Genomic DNA, 16,625 nt, shown 5'->3' on the forward strand with positions numbered 1-16,625 from the left:
TTCAAGATCTCCCTACATGGCAACGACCAACAAATTCAAGAAAGTCAGACTTTTCAAGGTATCCAAGGAACTCAACGTCTCCGTGGATCACATTGTGGGTCACCTTACCGAGGCAGGATATGCCGAGGCCATAGCAGGGACCGGTCTGAACGCAGCAATCACGACGGAGGAAGCGTACGAGGATTTGTTGTCCCACTTTGCGGACGACAAGAGGCAGGCGCAGAAAATCAGCGAGAAGCGTGCACAGCGAAGGGCGACGGATGCGGAGGAAGCAGAGGCTGCCGCGTCGCCAGCTGTGGCTCCCGAACCGGAACCCGAACCAGCGCCGGAACCCGAGCCCGAACCTGAGCCGGAGCCCGAACCTGAGCCGGAACCCGAACCTGAGCCGGAACCCGAACCCGAACCCGAACCTGAGCCCGTGGCGGAGCAGAAGCCCGAGCCGGAGCCCGAGCCCGAAACGGAACCTGAACCCGCAAGCAGTCCGGAGCCGGCAACGGAAACCGACGCAGACAAGGATGCGGACGTGCCGGCAGCAGAACCGGAAATCACCGACGATCCCGAGCCGGAGCCCAAGGCAATCCCCGAGGCCGCCGAAACAGAACAGGCGCCTGCGGCAGAGCCCGAGGAAGCACCCTTGGACGAAGCGACTGCGGAGGATGCGGAAAAACCTGCGGCTCCGGCAGAGGAAGGAAACAAGACGCTTTCTGCCGATCGATACAAATTGGCCGGGACCAAGGTCCTGGGTACACTGGATCTGAGTACCATCGAGGACGCCAGCGGGGATCGCTCCGGCAAGCGCAAGCGCAAACGCATTGGGGGGAAGAAAGCCGCCGACCCCGTAGCCGAAAAGAAAGCCGCCAAACCGGTCAAGGCCGCAAAACGTGTAGGCAAGAAGGGCCCCAAGGTAGACGAAGCGGATGTGGAGGAAACACTCCAGAAAACGCTTCGCGAACTGGAAATGGGTGCCAGTCGGGTACGCCAGAAACGACGCAAGCAACGCCGGGATACGCGTGCTTCGGAACGGGATCGTACGGCTGAGGAAAACGAAGGACAGGACAAGATCCTGCGCGTCACCGAATTCGTCTCGACCGGCGAATTGGCCAATCTCATGGACGTGGGCGTGAATGCTGTCATCTCAACGCTCTTCTCTGCCGGTATGATGGTATCCATCAACCAACGTTTGGATGCCGATACGATTACGATCGTGGCGGACGAGTTCGGATTCGACGTGGAGTTCATAACGGACTTCTCCGGAACGGACATCCAGATAGAAGAGGACGACGAAGCGGATTTGCAGCCGCGGGATGCGGTTGTCACGGTCATGGGCCACGTGGACCATGGAAAGACATCCCTTCTGGATTACATCCGGAGCGCGGATGTGGTTGCGGGTGAGGCCGGTGGAATCACGCAGCACATAGGTGCCTACCACGTAGAGCTTCCGAGTGGCAAATCCATGACGTTCCTGGATACGCCGGGTCACGAAGCGTTTACGGCCATGCGTGCCCGTGGCGCCCAGGTCACAGACGTCGTCATCCTGGTTGTTGCCGCCGACGATGCCGTCATGCCACAGACCATTGAGGCCATCAATCATGCCTCGGCAGCCAATGTGCCGGTCGTCGTCGCCATCAACAAGATTGACAAGCCCGATGTAAACGTCGACCGCGTCATGCAGCAGTTGGCAGACAAGAACGTGCTCGTCGAGCAATGGGGTGGAAAGGTCCAGTGTGAACTGGTTTCCGCGAAAACAGGAAAGGGCGTCATCGAACTGCTGGAGAAGGTCGCTTTGGAAGCAGAGATCCTGGATCTCAAGGCGAATCCGGACCGGAATGCCATCTGTTCCGTGATCGAAGCCCGGTTGGAAAAGGGCCGTGGCAATGTGGCCACCATCCTGGTCCAGAACGGTACTCTCAAGGTTGGCGATGCCTTCATTGCAGGCAGTTTTGCCGGACGCGTGCGTGCCATGTTCGACGAACGGGAGCGGCCCGTCAAGCAGGTAGGACCATCCCGGCCGGCCCTCGTCATCGGACTGGATGGTCAGCCTGAAGTGGGCGACTCATTCATCGTAATGGACGATGAAAAGGAAGCCCGTGAGATTGCGCAACGCCGTCAACAGATCCAGCGCGAGCAATCGCTGCGTCAGCGTAAACATATCACGTTGGACGAAATCGGTCGTCGCCTGGCACTGGGAGACTTCCGTGAACTCAACCTCATCGTCAAGGGCGACGTGGGTGGTTCGGTCGAAGCCCTCTCGGATTCGTTGCTGAAGCTGTCCACGGAAGAAGTCGTCGTCAACATCATCCATAAGGGTGTGGGCGCCATCAACGAGTCGGACGTCATGCTGGCGTCGGCCTCGGATGCCATCATTGTCGGCTTCCAGGTCCGTCCAGTCATCGGTGCACGCCAGTTGGCCGAGCGGGAAGAAATCGACATCCGCCTGTATTCCGTCATCTACAATGCCATCGAGGAAGTCCGGGATGCCCTGGAAGGATTGCTCTCGCCTGAGAAGAGTGAGTCCATCCTGGGTGTAGCCGAGGTGCGTGACATCTTCAAGGTGCCCAAAGCCGGAACGATTGCCGGCTGCATGGTCATTGAAGGGAAAATCCGTCGCTCCGATCAGATCCATCTCATCCGGGACGGTGTGGTCGCGTACAAGGGTACGCTGGCCTCGCTGAAGCGCTTCAAGGACGACGTCCGGGAGGTGGTGAACGGCTATGAGTGCGGCATGAGCATTGACAATTTCAACGACATCAAGGTAGGCGACCATATAGAAGCCTACGAAGTTGTTGAACGCAAGCGATCCCTCAACGAGTAAGTCGGACAGCCAGCCATGAGTATCCGGACAGAGCGGGTTGCCAGCCTGTTTCAACGTGAAATCGCCGGCATCCTGTCATCGGAGTTCAGCGACCAACTGCAACCCATGGTCACCGTGACGGGTGTTCGCGTAACGCCCGACCTGGGGATCGCGTACGTTAACGTGTCCGTCATGGGATCATCGACTTCCGAGAAACAGGGGGCATTGGCGGTACTCAAGGACCTTACCCCACGCATCCGTGGCAGCCTCGGTAAAGCCGTCCGCCACCAGGTCCGGAATATACCCGAGTTGCGTTTTTTCCTGGATGAGTCGCTCGACAACGCCCTCCACATGGACGAACTGTTCGGACGCATCCGAAAGGAACGGGCCCGTCGTGGAATTGAAGACGATGAATGATCGACCGGACGTGCCGCCTGTTCTGGAATATCCGGACAGGCCGGAGTCCTGGGATCCGCTGATTCTGTTGATCGACAAGCCGAAAGGGCTGTCGTCATTCGACATCATTCGTCAGTTGCGCAGGATATCGCCCATCCGGAAAATCGGGCATGCGGGTACGCTCGATCCGATGGCGACGGGGTTGGTCATTTGCCTGTCCGGGCGAGCCACCAAGCAGATGTCCCGGTTCATGGATATGGACAAAACCTACTCGGGCACCATCCGGTTGGGACAGTCAACGCCCTCGTACGATGCCGAAACCGAACCCGTTGATGTCGGCGATGCGTCGACAGTTGACTGGGACGACATCCAGGCGGCGCGACAGGCCTTCCTCGGTGAGATCACGCAGGAAACGCCCATGTACTCTGCTGCGAAGGTGGGTGGTGAGCGTCTCTACAAGAAGGCACGAAGAGGTGAGACCGTGCAACGGGCTCCCCGGCACGTGCGGATTGACGTTTTCGACATCACGGAGCGGCGCGGGAATGACATCGACTTCCGGGTCGTATGCTCCAAGGGAACGTATATCCGGTCATTGGCACACGAAATGGGTCAACGACTGGGCACCGGGGGCCACTTGACCGCATTGAGGCGCGAGTCCATCGGGCCGTACAACGTGGCCCGAGCGTGGCCGCTGGACGAATTGACATCATCGGCATGATCACGTTCAGACATACGGTGGAGGCCGACCTGAAGTCCGGTTGCATCGTGACCATGGGCAGTTTTGACGGATTGCACCTCGGGCATCAGACGTTATTGGAAGCCACCCGGAAAGAGGCCGAACGACGGGGGTTGCCGGCCGTCATGGTCACGTTCGATCCACACCCGCGGGAAGTCCTGACCGGGCGTCGTGCGTCGCTCCTGACAACCGTTGCGGAACGATCCCGTTTGGCTCGCCAGTTCGGTATGGATGGCGTCTCCGTCTTGGCGTTCACGTCTGATGTCGCCGCGCTGGATCCCGACGTCTTTGTGCGTCGCGTGTTGCTGGATGGCCTGAACATGAAGGGTACCGTCGTCGGGCATGACCATCACTTCGGCCGGGGAAGGACGGGAAACGTCGTTGTCCTGCGGGAGCTTTCCGCTGACCTCGGGTTCGAAGTGACAGCGCTGCCCGCGCTCACCACGGACGGGCAAGTCATTTCGTCTTCCAGGATCCGGGTCGCGCTCGGCATGGGGGACGTGCACGATGCCAACGACCTGCTCGGCTATGCCTATGGCCTGACGGGTACGGTCGTTCATGGAGCAGGGCGCGGACGGACCATCGGTTTCCCGACCGCCAATCTGCAGTCCGAAGATGAGCGGAAAGTCGTCCCGGACCGGGGCGTGTACGCCGTGCATGTATATCTGGACGACGGATCCGTGCACGACGGCATGATGAATATCGGCTATCGCCCCACGTTCGGGGGTACAGGGATGCACCTCGAGGTGAACATCCTGGACTGGAGCGGCGATCTGTACGGGCGTGAAGTTCGGGTGGAATATGCCCAACGGATTCGTTCCGAGCGCAAATTCGATGGAATAGAGGCTCTTGTGGCGCAACTAAACGAAGACCGGGAGCGTTGCAGGGCCGCACTCAGGTGACATTCGGGTTGTGAATCCGTGTGATTCCGCCCTAACTTGAGTGATTCGGGATATACCCGGATGTGCGAATTCGATTCCAGAAAGGAAACGGGTTCTTCTTTAGCATGGTAAAATCTAAAGAGGTTCTCTCGATGATTTCGAAAGACGATAAACAGGAGCTTATCGACAAGTACGGCAAAGGGCCGTCCGATACGGGTACTCCTGAAGTGCAGATCGCGATTTTCAGCAAGCGGATCAATGAGCTGACCGAGCATCTCAAGGCGCATTCAAAGGATCACTCCACGCGTCGCGGGTTGCTTCAGCTGGTCGGCAAGCGTCGTCGCCTCCTCAATTATTTGATGGACAGGGACATTGAACGCTACCGGACCATCATCGCTGAATTGGGCATCCGCAAGTAAGGCCTTTCATATGGGCGGCACCCCCGGTCTCGGGGGTGCCGCCCATGGTTTTGGCGCACACTGAGAAAAGGAAAAGGAAAAAAGAAAAATCATGTCAGAAGCTATTGTCCGGGACGTCGAGTTTGCTCCCGGAAAAGTCATTTCCCTCGAGACGGGCCGCCTGGCCAAGTTGGCCAGTGGATCGGTCGTTGCCCGCATGGGAGATACGATGGTCCTGTGTACCGTCGTTGTGGACAAGAACATCAAGGAAGGCCAGAGTTGGTTTCCGCTCACGGTAGACTACCGCGAGAAATTCTCCGCCATCGGCAAGTTTCCGGGTGGATTCATCAAACGGGAAGGACGCCCGACCGACAAGGAGGTCCTGACGTCCCGGCTGATTGACCGCCCGGTCCGTCCGCTTTTCCCGGACGGCTTCATGAATGAAGTCCAGATCATTGCGACCGTCATTTCGGCCGACGAAGAGAATGACGGAGACGTCATTGCCGCCGTCGGAAGCTCCGCGGCACTCTTGCTCTCAGGAGCTCCTTTCGATGGTCCGATCGCGGAAGTCCGCATTGGACGTATTGACGGCACATTCATTGTCAACCCGACCCTGAGTGAGTCGGAAGAGTCCGATTTCGACCTGATCGTTGCCGGCAAGCTGGATGCGCTCGTCATGGTCGAGGGGGAAATGGATGAAGCCTCGGAAGACGACATGCTGGAAGCCCTTGAAGTCGCTCATGCGGCCATCAAGAAGCTCTGTCAGTTGCAGATCGATCTCGCTGAAGCGTTCGGCGTGACCCCCATTGAGTACAGCACGGTTGCTACTCCATCCGAGCTCATTGAGAAGGTCCGTGGCATGGTGTCCGCGAAGATCGATGCCCACATCCGCAAGCCGTACAACAAGGAATCGTTCTACGGCGGCATGGACGAAATCAAGGCGGAAACCGTCGAGGCGTTGCTGGGTGCGGGTGACGATGCAGTGGAAGCCACGCCGGAAGGCTGGAAGAAAGGCGATATCAAGTCGGCCGTTTCGGTGGTTGAACGCGATGTCATGCGGGAAATGATCATGGCGGACGGCATGCGTATTGACGGCCGTGGCCTGAAGGACATCCGCAACATCTGGTGCGAAGTGGGCTATTTGCCCCGCGTCCATGGATCCTCCATCTTCACCCGTGGAGAAACCCAGGTCCTCGCCAGCGTCACGCTCGGAACAGGCCGGGACGTCCAGGCTGTGGATCAGGTCTTCGACCAGACCGATCGTGATTTCTACCTGCATTACAGTTTCCCGCCGTTCTGTACCGGTGAAGCCAAATTCCTTCGCGGCACCAGCCGTCGGGAAGTGGGTCACGGTTACCTGGCCGAGCGCGCCCTTGCCGGCATGCTGCCCGACAAGACGGAATTCCCGTACACCATCCGGATCAATGCGGATGTGCTGGAATCCAATGGTTCATCCTCAATGGCCTCGGTCTGCTCCGGCTCCATGGCCCTGATGGACGCGGGTGTACCTATCCATAAGCCCGTCAGCGGTATTGCCATGGGGCTCATTTCGGATGGGAAGCGGTTCTCGGTACTGTCCGATATCCTGGGTACGGAAGATCACCTGGGAGACATGGACTTCAAGGTGACCGGTACCCGCGACGGGATCACGGCGTGCCAGATGGACATCAAGGTGGACGGTTTGTCCCGTGAACTGCTGTCCCAGGCCCTGCATCAGGCCAAGGAAGGCCGCCTGCACATCCTGGACATCATGGACAGTGCCATCAGCCAGCCCCGTGAAGACCTTTCACGGTATGCTCCCCGACTGACCCAGATCACGATTGACCCGAGCTTCATTGGCGCGGTCATCGGACCGGGCGGCAAGATCATCCAGGGTATCCAGCGCGATACCAACACGACGGTTGAAATCACGGAAGAGGACGGCCTCGGTTTCGTGACCATTTCCGCTGTGAACGGTGACGATGCGGCACGTGCCCTCGAAATCATCAAGGGTATCGTAACCCAGCCGGAAGAAGGCGAGGAGTACGAAGGCACCGTCCGGAAGGTCGAAGGCTTCGGTGCCATCGTTGAAATCCTGCCCGGAAAGGAAGGTCTCCTGCATGTTTCCGAACTGGATTGGGGCTACGTCTCCAACGTGGACGAATATGTCCAGGTGGGCGACAAGATCAAGGTCAAGCTCATTGAAGTCCGGGATGATGGCAAGCTGCGCTTCAGCCGCAAGCCCTTCATCGAAAAACCCGAAGGCTACGAAGAGCGTCCCCCGCGTGAAGACCGGGGAGATCGTGATCGTGGTGGTCGCGGCGGTGGTCGTGACGGCCGTCGTGGCGGTGGTGGCGGACGCGATCGTCGCTAGTCATCGTTTCCAACGAGATCGAATAGCGGGGGCCGTCAGGTCCCCGCTATTCTTGTATTCAGCATATTGTAGATGTTCGAAAAAACCATACTTGAGAATGGCGTCCGCGTCCTGACGGAGCGCATCCCTTCGGTCCGAAGCATCAGCATCGGAGCCTGGGTCGGGGTGGGCAGCCGGCATGAGCATGAAGATGAGGGGGGGATCTGTCACTTCATCGAACACATGGTGTTCAAGGGCACGATCCATCGCCGCATGCATCATATTGCCCAACGGATGGAGAACGTGGGCGGCTACCTGAATGCCTTCACCTCGAAAGAGTACACGTGTTTCTATGCCCGCGCACTCGATGAGCACCTGCCGCGCGCCATCGATACCGTGTGTGACTTGGTTCTGTATCCGTCCCTGCCTGAAAAAGAGATCGAACGCGAAAAAGACGTCGTGATCGAGGAAATGCGAATGTATGACGATACCCCCGAGGATCGCATCTTCGACCTCGTGGACACGGTGGTCTACCCGGATCACGCCATGGGCCGACCGGTGATCGGGCGGGAGGATACGGTCCGATCCATGACGCGGGACGGGCTGTCGGGATTCATGGACCGGAATTTCGTGCCAAACCGGATGGTCATTGCCGTGGCCGGCAATGTGGATCATGCGCGTACGGTCAAACTGGTCGAAAAGGTGTTCCGGAAATCGGACCGGCGGCCCGTATCGCCGGAAATCATCCCGGTCCCGTCGACCGCTCCGGCACGTACGCTTATTGACCAACGGCCCGTCCAACAGGCCCATCTGGTACTTGCGTCTCGGGCCTATCACGTACACGATCCCCGGCGGGCTGCACTTTCGGTGCTCAATACCCTGCTGGGTGGAGGCATGTCCAGCCGATTGAACCAGAACATCCGTGAGAAATACGGCTATTGCTACAATATTTACTCCTATGTGAACCTGCACTCGGACGCGGGTGACTTCGGTGTCTACATGGGTACGGATGCCAAGCACATTGATCACGCGGAAAGACTCATTTTCCGGGAATTGGACAAGCTGGCCCAGAAGCCGGTCTCCGAACGGATGCTTGAACGGTCGAAAAGTCAGGTGAAAGGCGGTATCATGCTCGGCCTGGAAAGCATGGGAAGCCGGATGATGCGGATTGGTCGACAGGAATTGTATTACGATGCCTATTTTTCTCTCGATGAAATACTTGAAATGATCGATACGGTGACGGTGGACGACGTTCGCAGCGTTGCCGAGGATCTTTTCGGAAGGGATCGTTTCTCAACCGTGCGACTCATTCCCCAATCAGCATGACCATACTTGTAACAGGCGGAGCCGGCTTCATCGGATCGCATGTGGCGGAGGCCCTCCTTGGCCGGGGACACGATGTCCACATCCTGGATGATCTATCCGGTGGAAAACGGGAAAACGTGCCCTCGGGAGCGACCTTTCACGAAATGGATATCCGCAGCGCAGACGTGCAAGATCTATGGAACACCCACAGATTCAGCGTCATGTATCATCTGGCGGCCCAGATGGATGTCCGGAAATCCGTCGCCGATCCGCGTTTTGATGCGGACGTCAACATCGGGGGCTTCCTGAATCTCATGGAAGCCGGACGCCAGAACGGTCTGAAGAAGGTGGTCTTTTCGTCTACAGGGGGCGCCATTTACGGTGAACCCGACCATGTACCGCAGGATGAAAGCCATGCGCTGCAACCGCTTTCTCCATACGGCATCACAAAGCTCTGTACAGAAAAGTACCTCTATTTCTACCAGCAGACTTACGGAGTGGATTTCGTTGCATTGCGTTATGGCAATGTGTACGGACCCCGCCAGAATCCGCATGGAGAGGCTGGCGTCGTGGCCATTTTCGCCGAACGTATGTTGGACGGAGTGCAACCGATCATCAACGGCGATGGAGGCCAGACCCGGGACTACGTCCATGTATTCGACGTCGTGAGAGCGAATCTGGCAGCCCTCGAGCACGCAGGGTCAGGCATCTTCAACATCGGAACGGCTGTTGAGACCGATGTGAATGCCCTGTTCCGCATCATCCGGGACACCGTGGCACCGGATATGGAGGAACAGCATGGGCCGGCGAAGCCGGGAGAGCAGCTCCGTTCCGTCCTGTCCTGGGCCCTCGCTCACCAGGAGTTGGGATGGCGCCCGGAAATCTCCGTTGAGGCCGGCATGAAGGCAACGGCAGAATGGTTCAGGGACCGCCGATAGATGTACAGGATCCAACTCCAGCAATTCGAGGGTCCGCTGGACCTGCTGCTGTTCTTCATCCGGAGGGACGAGTTGGATGTGCACGACATTCCGATTGCCCGGATTGCCGATGAGTTCCTGGAGTACGTCCACTACATGAAGGAGGTGGACCTGGATGGGGTTGGTGACTTCCTGTACATGGCCGCTGTTCTCATCAACATCAAGACCCGGATGCTCCTGCCGTCTCCCCAGGTGGACGAGGAAGGTGAGCCCATGGATCCCAGGGCGGAGCTGGTTGAGCGCCTCATGGAATACATCCGGTTCAAGGAAGCCTCCGAGCTCCTGGCCAGGGAGTTCGAGGACCGGTTGTCCCGCCACACACGGGGATTGGCATCGGCCCCGGAGATGCCCGTCCGGGATCCACAGGACGAACTCGTCGACGCGACCGTATTCGACTTGATCTCTGCCCTCAAGCGGGTGTTGGTGGATGCACCTGATGAATGGGTGCATCAGGTGGAGGTCGAAGCCTATTCACTGGATGAGCAACAGCAGTTCCTGCGCGAGACCCTGGTTCGCGGAGAACGGGCATCGTTCGTGGCGCTGGCCACAGGCCGGAGCAAGCCCTTCATCATTACGACGTTCCTGGCCGTACTCGAACTGGCTCGTACCGGTGAAATTGATATCTTCATTGGCGGACAGGCCGATGATTTCCAGATTGCACTCGCATGACCACCGACGACGCCACACCGACACCGAATGAGCAGGGAAACCAGGGCCGCATCCAGGGGCTCGGGGCCACGCGGTTGGAGATGGCTGTGGAGGCGCTCATCTTTGCCTCCGACGAACCGGTTCCGGCAGCGCAATTGGCGAAGGCCTATTCGGATGTCACTGGAGAAGCCTTGCCTGCGCCCGATGATATAGCGGGAATCGTGGAATCCATCAATGGACTCTACGAGCGCACCGGACGTTCATTCCGGATTGCACAGTGGGGAGGTGGTTACCGGTTTGCTACCGTGCCGGATGTAGCTCCGTTTGTTGAAGTATTGGTAGATACATCGTCACGCAAGCGATTGTCGCGCACGCTCATGGAGACGCTTGCCATAATGGCTTACAGGCAGCCGACAACGCGCAGTGATATTGAATTCGTTCGGGGTGTGGATTGTGATTATGCCATCCGCAAGCTCATGGAGTATGGTCTCGTGGATGTAATGGGACGGTCCGAAGGATTGGGGCGTCCGCTGCTGTACGGCACCACGGATCGCTTCCTGGACCTTTTTGGATTGGCATCCATAGGCAACTTGCCGAATCTCAGGGAGATTGAAGCCATTCTTGATGATCCGGCGTTCCAGAAAGAAAAGGCGAAGTTGCTCATGACAGCCGGGTTGCAACAACACGCCGACCCCGGTGCTGAGACATGGAACGATGCTGACGGAGAAGAGGAATGAAGGATCGCAACAAGCCCCACATGCAACCTGTCCGGCGACGGGGCAAACCGGAAGCAAAAGGAAAAGAACCCGTCATCAAGCGCCCGTTCAAGGCAGACGATGAAGTCCGATTGAATCGATTCATTGCCCGCAGTGGCGTTTGTTCACGACGGGAAGCCGATACCCTGATTGCGGCCGGGCAGGTGTCGGTAAATGGCGCCGTCGTAACCGAACTGGGTACCAAAGTGACGCCCCGCGACCGCGTGGATGTGCATGGGCGGCGTGTCGTGCCCGTACATCTCGAGTATCTCCTCATGAACAAATCGGGCGACACGATCACGACGACGGACGATGAACGGGGGCGAACCTCGGTCATGGACCTGATCAAGGATCCGGCACTGGAGAAAATCGGGCTTTTTCCTGTTGGCCGCCTGGATCGGCATACCACCGGTGTCCTGCTGCTCACCAATGACGGAGACCTGGCCCACCGGCTCATGCATCCCCGGTACACCATCGAGAAGATGTATGTGGCGGAGTTGGAGCAGGAGGTGACAGACGAGCAGTTGGAGGCCCTTGCGTCCGGCATCGAATTGGAAGATGGACCGGCAAAAGCAGACCGCGTCGCCCGCCTTCCCGGTGGCTCTCGGCGGGTGGTCGGACTGTCCATTCATGAAGGCCGCAATCGTCAAGTACGACGCATGTTCGAATCCCTCGGACATCGCGTCCGGCAATTGGAGCGCGTCCAGTATGCCGGCCTGACCACCGACGGCGTACGGAAGGGGAAATGGCGGCGACTTTCACGCGATGAAGTTGCTGCACTCTACAGAAAAGTAAAATTATGAGCACCAAGGGCATGCCCGAGAAATTCAGGGGGGAGGGACTCACGTATGACGATGTCCTGCTCGTTCCCGCCGCATCGAACATCATGCCGCGCGACGTAAATACGTCGTCCCGGCTTACGCGTCGCATCCGACTGAATCTTCCCATCATTTCGGCGGCCATGGATACCGTCACGGAGTCCAATCTGGCCATTGCGCTGGCGCGAGAGGGAGGCGTCGGTGTATTGCACAAGAACATGTCCATTGACCAGCAGGCCGCTGAAGTCAGGCGCGTCAAACGCTCCGAGAGTGGCATGATCCTGGACCCCATCACGCTGCTTCCGACCGATACCCTTTCGGACGCTTGGGCCATCATGGCTCGCTATTCCATCGGGGGCATTCCGATTGTCGACGAGGGCGGTGTCCTGGTGGGCATTGTCACGAACCGGGACTTGCGGTTCCAGACCGACGGCAGCCAACGACTGGGGGATATCATGACGGGGGCTCCGTTGGTCACAGCGCCGTCAGGAACGACGCTCCAGGCCGCGGAGACTCTGTTGCAGCAACACAAGATCGAGAAACTGCCGGTTGTGGACAACGAGGGCCGTCTTACGGGCCTTATCACGTTCAAGGACATCCAGAAGAAGCGGCAATTCCCGAATGCCTGCAAGGATGAGCACGGGCGATTGCGTGTCGGGGCCGCAGTAGGGATTACCGGCGACATCGTGGATCGGGTCAGTGCCCTTGTCGAGGCGGCGGTGGATTTCATCACGATCGATACGGCGCACGGGCACAGCAAGGGCGTGATCGATGCCGTGCGGCTTGTCAAAAAAACGTTCCCGGAGCTCGATGTGATTGCCGGAAACGTGGCGACGGCGGAAGCCACCGAGGATCTGATTGCAGCCGGAGCCGATGGCATAAAGATCGGAATCGGGCCCGGGTCCATCTGTACGACCCGGGTGGTTGCCGGTGTAGGGGTGCCACAGCTGAGTGCCGTCCTGGAATGCGCCAAGGCCGCGGCCGCCCTGGATATCCCGGTCATTGCGGACGGTGGTATCAAACAGACGGGAGAAATCCCGAAGGCACTCGCCGCCGGGGCCTCCAGTGTCATGATCGGAGGCATGTTCGCCCGTGTGGAAGAGAGTCCGGGGGAGACCATTCTTTTCGAAGGACGGAAATACAAGAGCTATCGCGGTATGGGCTCGTTGAGTGCCATGCAGGCGGGCAGCAAGGACCGGTATTTCCAGGATGTCGAAGATGATATCAAGAAACTCGTGCCAGAGGGCATTGAAGGGCGGGTGCCCTACGGTGGAACGCTGCATGAAGTCGTCTACCAGATGGCGGGGGGATTGCGGGCAGCCATGGGCTACACCGGTTGCGCGACCGTGCAGGAACTGTTCGAGAAGGCCCAGTTTGTCCGTATATCGGCGGCTTCCTTCGTGGAGAGCCACCCGCATAACATTGCCATCACGAAAGAGGCGCCGAATTACAATACCCGGACGTGACGTGGCGGTCCTCGTTTCATCCCTTGCGGATATCCAATGGCTGACCGGTTTCACCGGATCGAACGGGATCTGTCTGGTGCTTGGCCAGGAGTCGTTCCTTTTCACGGATGGACGCTATCGTGATCAGGCCGAGCAGGAAGTCCGGGAATTCCGGGAGATTCAGGCACACCGGTTCAGGAGTGTCCAAGATCAGCCGACCACGGCTGCTGGAGGTACCCCTGCGCAGACAGGGACGGTGCACGTGAGGATCGTGTCGGGCTCCTTGATTGCTGCGGTCGGGGACCTCTGTCGGGAGCGGATTGACCTTCGGAAGGACGTGCTGCGTTTCCAGGCGGATCACCTGACCGTTGCCGATTACGATGCCCTCGTGCTGGCACTTCCCGATTCCCGTCTTGAGGGCGTCTCAGGACTGCTCAACCGTGCGCGCGCTCTGAAGTCCGATGACGATCTGGGTGCGCTGAAGCGCGCTCTTGCGCTGAGTGAGACCGTTTTCGAAGCCGTACTCGGCATCGTGAAGGAAGGGATGACGGAGTTGGATCTGGCCGCCGAAATCGACTATCGTCAGAAGATGGCGGGCGCGAGTCGGTCCTCCTTCGAAACCATCGTGGCATCCGGTCCCAACAGTGCCTTGCCGCACGCCCGACCCGGGACGACGCGACTCGCGCCCCACACGCCCGTCCTGGTGGACTTTGGATGCGTCCTGGACGGATGGTGCAGCGACATGACCCGGATGTTCTGCCTGGGAGAGCCGCCCGCCGACTTCCTTTCGGCCTATACGATCGTGGATCAGGCGCGTGCGTCCGCCGTCATCCAGGCCCGTGCCGGCATGACCTCCCGTGAATTGGATGCGGTGGCTCGGGATGTCATTGCGCACGCCGGAATGGACGATGCGTTCTCGCACTCCCTCGGACACGGACTCGGTACGGAAGTCCACGAATGGCCACCGGTCTCTTTCCGCTCGGAGACCGTACTGCCTGCTGGCAGTGTCGTTACTGTCGAACCCGGCGTGTATTTTCCCGGACGGTATGGTATCCGGATAGAAGACACCGTACGACTGGGCCCGGGACCCGCTGAACGCCTGAATCGACTGTCCACCGAACTCTTCATCGTGTAGCTCATGTCCGACGCCAAGCGCATGTCCGATTCTTTCGTGCCGTTCAGTCACCCTCTCGGCGACCTGGATAACAGTGAGCGATCCCGACGTGCGTCAGCTTTCCATACGTTGATGGCTGGGCGCCGGACGGTGCGTGAATTTGCGTCCACGCCGGTGCCCGAGGACATCATTGCAACCTGTATTCGTGCCGCCGGAACCGCACCGTCCGGCGCCCACAAGCAACCGTGGCATTTTGCAGCCATTTCCAGTCCGGCGCTGAAGTCGGAAATCAGACAAGCAGCCGAGGAAGAGGAAGCATCCTTTTACGATCACCGTGCACCAGACGAATGGCTCAAGGCACTCCAACCGTTTGGCACGAACGCGGACAAACCGTTCCTGGAAATCGCACCTTGGCTGATTGCCATTTTCGCCAGACCTTTCGATGTACTGCCGGACGGGACGCGGTCAAAGAACTACTACGTCCAGGAGTCCGTCGGTATTGCCACCGGTCTGTTGATTGCAGCCTTGCACAACGCCGGTCTGTCCACGCTGACCCACACGCCCAGTCCCATGGGCTTCCTGAACGATCTGTTGGGACGGCCATCGCACGAACGGGCCACCATCCTGCTCGTCGTGGGCCATGCCGCAGACCATGCCCGGGTGCCGATGCTGGATCGCAACCCGCTTGATCAGATCGCCTCCTTCCATGGCACATGATCGTCCATTGCGGGTCCTGGTGCTGGCCTACTATTTTCCTCCCATGGGGTTGAGCGGTGTCCAGAGAATTGCGAAGCTCGTCAAATATTTGCCTGAAAATGGCGTGGACGTCACCGTTCTTACCGTACATCCGGGGGCCTATTTCGCATTCGATGAGACGCTGGAAGCAGAGGTGAATGCTTCGGGAGCGACGATCGTGCGAACCCGGTCATTGGATCCGACCCAATGGATGGGTGGCCGGCGGACCGTCGGGCTGCCAGCGGAGTCCCGTCGCAGCAGGCTGAGCAGAGCCGCAGAGTGGATATTCCAACCGGACAACAAGATCGGTTGGTATCCGTTTGCCGTTAAAGAGGGGAGGAGGATACTGGACCGGACGCCTCATGATCTGATTTATGCGACCGCTCCGCCCTACACGTCGCTGCTCGTCGGGGCTCACCTCGCTCGTGCCTGTTCTCTGCCGTTGGTCCTGGATTTCAGGGATGACTGGGTTGGCAATCCGCGACACACGTACCCGACGGAGTGGCATAAGCAATTCGCCGTCCGGATGGAGGGTCGCGTGTTGGAGCAGGCAGAACGCATCCATGTCGTAAACCGCCTGATTGGCGACCAACTGGCGACGCGGCATCCTGGTGCTTCCGATCGCATATTTGTAGTGCCACAAGGGTTTGACCCCGATGACTTCGCGTCGGACGTGCATGCACAGTCCTCTGTCGAAACGCGCGATGATCATCTTCCGGATGCAACATGCACGTTCCTGTACTCGGGAATATTCTACGATGTCCAGCGCCCCGACGTCTTCCTGCGTGCATTCGCCGCCGCATGCGCGGCGTCCCCTGCGTTCCGTCGCGACGCCCGCGCCCGTTTCGCGGGGCTCGTGCCACCCCACATGGACCGCCTGGTCGGTGAATTGGGCATCGCCCCGCAGGTCGAGGTGTTGGGCTACCTGGACCACGACGCAGTGGTCAGGAACCAATTGGATGCCGATGTCCTGTGGATGACGATCGGTCGTCGTGTGGGCAGCGAAGGCATCTCCACCGGCAAGCTGTATGAGTATCTGGGGGCAGGAAAACCCATCCTGGGGTTGGTTCCGGAGGGTGTCGCGAGAGAGACGCTGGAAGCGAGTGGTATCGGGTACGTATGCGATCCGGATTCCGTTGAGGAGGTGGCTGCCATGCTGTTGCGGCTCTTCGGGTTATGGCAGGAACACCGTCTTCCCGGTCCGGCTCCCGCAACGTTTCTGGAAACCTACAATCGATGCGAGCAAGCCCGGCAAATGGCCCATATATTCCAGTCGTTGGTTCCTTTCACCTGA

General features: G+C 58.9%; 15 protein-coding genes. All 15 read left to right on the forward strand.

Going from position 1 to position 16,625, the window contains the following annotated elements:
- The first annotated feature begins 16 nt into the window (after positions 1 to 16).
- Positions 17 to 2,812 (forward strand): translation initiation factor IF-2, encoded by a 2,796-nt coding sequence (gene infB, locus RIE53_02715; GenBank protein ID MEQ9103590.1) that lies wholly within the window; start codon positions 17 to 19, stop codon positions 2,810 to 2,812.
- A 15-nt stretch (positions 2,813 to 2,827) separates the two neighbouring features.
- Entirely contained in the window at positions 2,828 to 3,208 is a 381-nt protein-coding gene (gene rbfA, locus RIE53_02720; protein MEQ9103591.1) for a 30S ribosome-binding factor RbfA, read from the forward strand.
- A complete protein-coding gene (truB, locus tag RIE53_02725; protein MEQ9103592.1) occupies positions 3,186 to 3,905 on the forward strand; it encodes a tRNA pseudouridine(55) synthase TruB in 720 nt (239 codons plus the stop codon). Before rbfA ends, truB begins: the two co-directional genes overlap by 23 nt.
- Positions 3,902 to 4,825: a bifunctional riboflavin kinase/FAD synthetase gene (locus RIE53_02730; GenBank protein MEQ9103593.1), complete on the forward strand. Its 924-nt coding sequence runs from the start codon at positions 3,902 to 3,904 to the stop codon at positions 4,823 to 4,825. The genes truB and RIE53_02730 overlap by 4 nt, the downstream gene beginning before the upstream one ends.
- A 131-nt stretch (positions 4,826 to 4,956) precedes the next feature.
- On the forward strand, positions 4,957 to 5,223 hold the full coding sequence (rpsO, locus tag RIE53_02735; protein ID MEQ9103594.1) for a 30S ribosomal protein S15: 267 nt from the start codon (positions 4,957 to 4,959) through the stop codon (positions 5,221 to 5,223).
- Between the two features lie 91 nt (positions 5,224 to 5,314).
- Positions 5,315 to 7,555 carry a polyribonucleotide nucleotidyltransferase gene (gene pnp / locus RIE53_02740; protein ID MEQ9103595.1) on the forward strand — a complete coding sequence of 747 codons (2,241 nt, stop codon included), beginning with the start codon at positions 5,315 to 5,317 and terminating at the stop codon, positions 7,553 to 7,555.
- 72 nt (positions 7,556 to 7,627) lie between these two features.
- Positions 7,628 to 8,860 (forward strand): pitrilysin family protein, encoded by a 1,233-nt coding sequence (locus RIE53_02745; GenBank protein ID MEQ9103596.1) that lies wholly within the window; start codon positions 7,628 to 7,630, stop codon positions 8,858 to 8,860.
- Positions 8,857 to 9,777: an NAD-dependent epimerase/dehydratase family protein gene (locus RIE53_02750; protein ID MEQ9103597.1), complete on the forward strand. Its 921-nt coding sequence runs from the start codon at positions 8,857 to 8,859 to the stop codon at positions 9,775 to 9,777. The genes RIE53_02745 and RIE53_02750 overlap by 4 nt, the downstream gene beginning before the upstream one ends.
- Positions 9,778 to 10,485: a segregation/condensation protein A gene (locus RIE53_02755; protein ID MEQ9103598.1), complete on the forward strand. Its 708-nt coding sequence runs from the start codon at positions 9,778 to 9,780 to the stop codon at positions 10,483 to 10,485.
- Positions 10,482 to 11,201, forward strand: a complete 720-nt coding sequence (gene scpB, locus RIE53_02760) for an SMC-Scp complex subunit ScpB (GenBank protein MEQ9103599.1) — start codon at positions 10,482 to 10,484, stop codon at positions 11,199 to 11,201. Before RIE53_02755 ends, scpB begins: the two co-directional genes overlap by 4 nt.
- Before the next feature lie 20 nt (positions 11,202 to 11,221).
- On the forward strand, positions 11,222 to 12,022 hold the full coding sequence (locus RIE53_02765; GenBank protein ID MEQ9103600.1) for a pseudouridine synthase: 801 nt from the start codon (positions 11,222 to 11,224) through the stop codon (positions 12,020 to 12,022).
- Between the two features lie 11 nt (positions 12,023 to 12,033).
- Positions 12,034 to 13,503 carry an IMP dehydrogenase gene (gene guaB / locus RIE53_02770; protein ID MEQ9103601.1) on the forward strand — a complete coding sequence of 490 codons (1,470 nt, stop codon included), beginning with the start codon at positions 12,034 to 12,036 and terminating at the stop codon, positions 13,501 to 13,503.
- A 1-nt stretch (position 13,504) separates the two neighbouring features.
- Positions 13,505 to 14,617: an aminopeptidase P family protein gene (locus RIE53_02775; protein ID MEQ9103602.1), complete on the forward strand. Its 1,113-nt coding sequence runs from the start codon at positions 13,505 to 13,507 to the stop codon at positions 14,615 to 14,617.
- A 3-nt stretch (positions 14,618 to 14,620) separates the two neighbouring features.
- Complete coding sequence (locus RIE53_02780) at positions 14,621 to 15,313, forward strand: nitroreductase family protein (GenBank protein MEQ9103603.1); 693 nt, start codon at positions 14,621 to 14,623, stop codon at positions 15,311 to 15,313.
- The gene (locus RIE53_02785; GenBank protein MEQ9103604.1) at positions 15,303 to 16,625 is read left to right on the forward strand and encodes a glycosyltransferase family 4 protein; all 1,323 of its coding nucleotides are present in this window, start codon (positions 15,303 to 15,305) and stop codon (positions 16,623 to 16,625) included. The genes RIE53_02780 and RIE53_02785 overlap by 11 nt, the downstream gene beginning before the upstream one ends.

It is taken from the genome of Rhodothermales bacterium, from assembly GCA_040221055.1.
GTDB lineage: Bacteria > Bacteroidota > Rhodothermia > Rhodothermales > UBA10348 > 1-14-0-65-60-17.

Excerpts from the sequence above, each read along its gene's own strand:
- RIE53_02780 (MEQ9103603.1), top strand. The coding sequence starts at position 14,621 with ATGTCCGACGCCAAGCGCATGTCCGATTCTTTCGTGCCGTTCAGTCAC.
- RIE53_02765 (MEQ9103600.1), top strand. The coding sequence starts at position 11,222 with ATGCAACCTGTCCGGCGACGGGGCAAACCGGAAGCAAAAGGAAAAGAA.
- scpB (MEQ9103599.1), top strand. The coding sequence starts at position 10,482 with ATGACCACCGACGACGCCACACCGACACCGAATGAGCAGGGAAACCAG.
- infB (MEQ9103590.1), top strand. The coding sequence starts at position 17 with ATGGCAACGACCAACAAATTCAAGAAAGTCAGACTTTTCAAGGTATCC.
- RIE53_02745 (MEQ9103596.1), top strand. The coding sequence starts at position 7,628 with ATGTTCGAAAAAACCATACTTGAGAATGGCGTCCGCGTCCTGACGGAG.
- RIE53_02785 (MEQ9103604.1), top strand. The coding sequence starts at position 15,303 with ATGGCACATGATCGTCCATTGCGGGTCCTGGTGCTGGCCTACTATTTT.
- RIE53_02755 (MEQ9103598.1), top strand. The coding sequence starts at position 9,778 with ATGTACAGGATCCAACTCCAGCAATTCGAGGGTCCGCTGGACCTGCTG.
- guaB (MEQ9103601.1), top strand. The coding sequence starts at position 12,034 with ATGCCCGAGAAATTCAGGGGGGAGGGACTCACGTATGACGATGTCCTG.
- rpsO (MEQ9103594.1), top strand. The coding sequence starts at position 4,957 with ATGATTTCGAAAGACGATAAACAGGAGCTTATCGACAAGTACGGCAAA.
- RIE53_02750 (MEQ9103597.1), top strand. The coding sequence starts at position 8,857 with ATGACCATACTTGTAACAGGCGGAGCCGGCTTCATCGGATCGCATGTG.
- pnp (MEQ9103595.1), top strand. The coding sequence starts at position 5,315 with ATGTCAGAAGCTATTGTCCGGGACGTCGAGTTTGCTCCCGGAAAAGTC.
- RIE53_02730 (MEQ9103593.1), top strand. The coding sequence starts at position 3,902 with ATGATCACGTTCAGACATACGGTGGAGGCCGACCTGAAGTCCGGTTGC.
- rbfA (MEQ9103591.1), top strand. The coding sequence starts at position 2,828 with ATGAGTATCCGGACAGAGCGGGTTGCCAGCCTGTTTCAACGTGAAATC.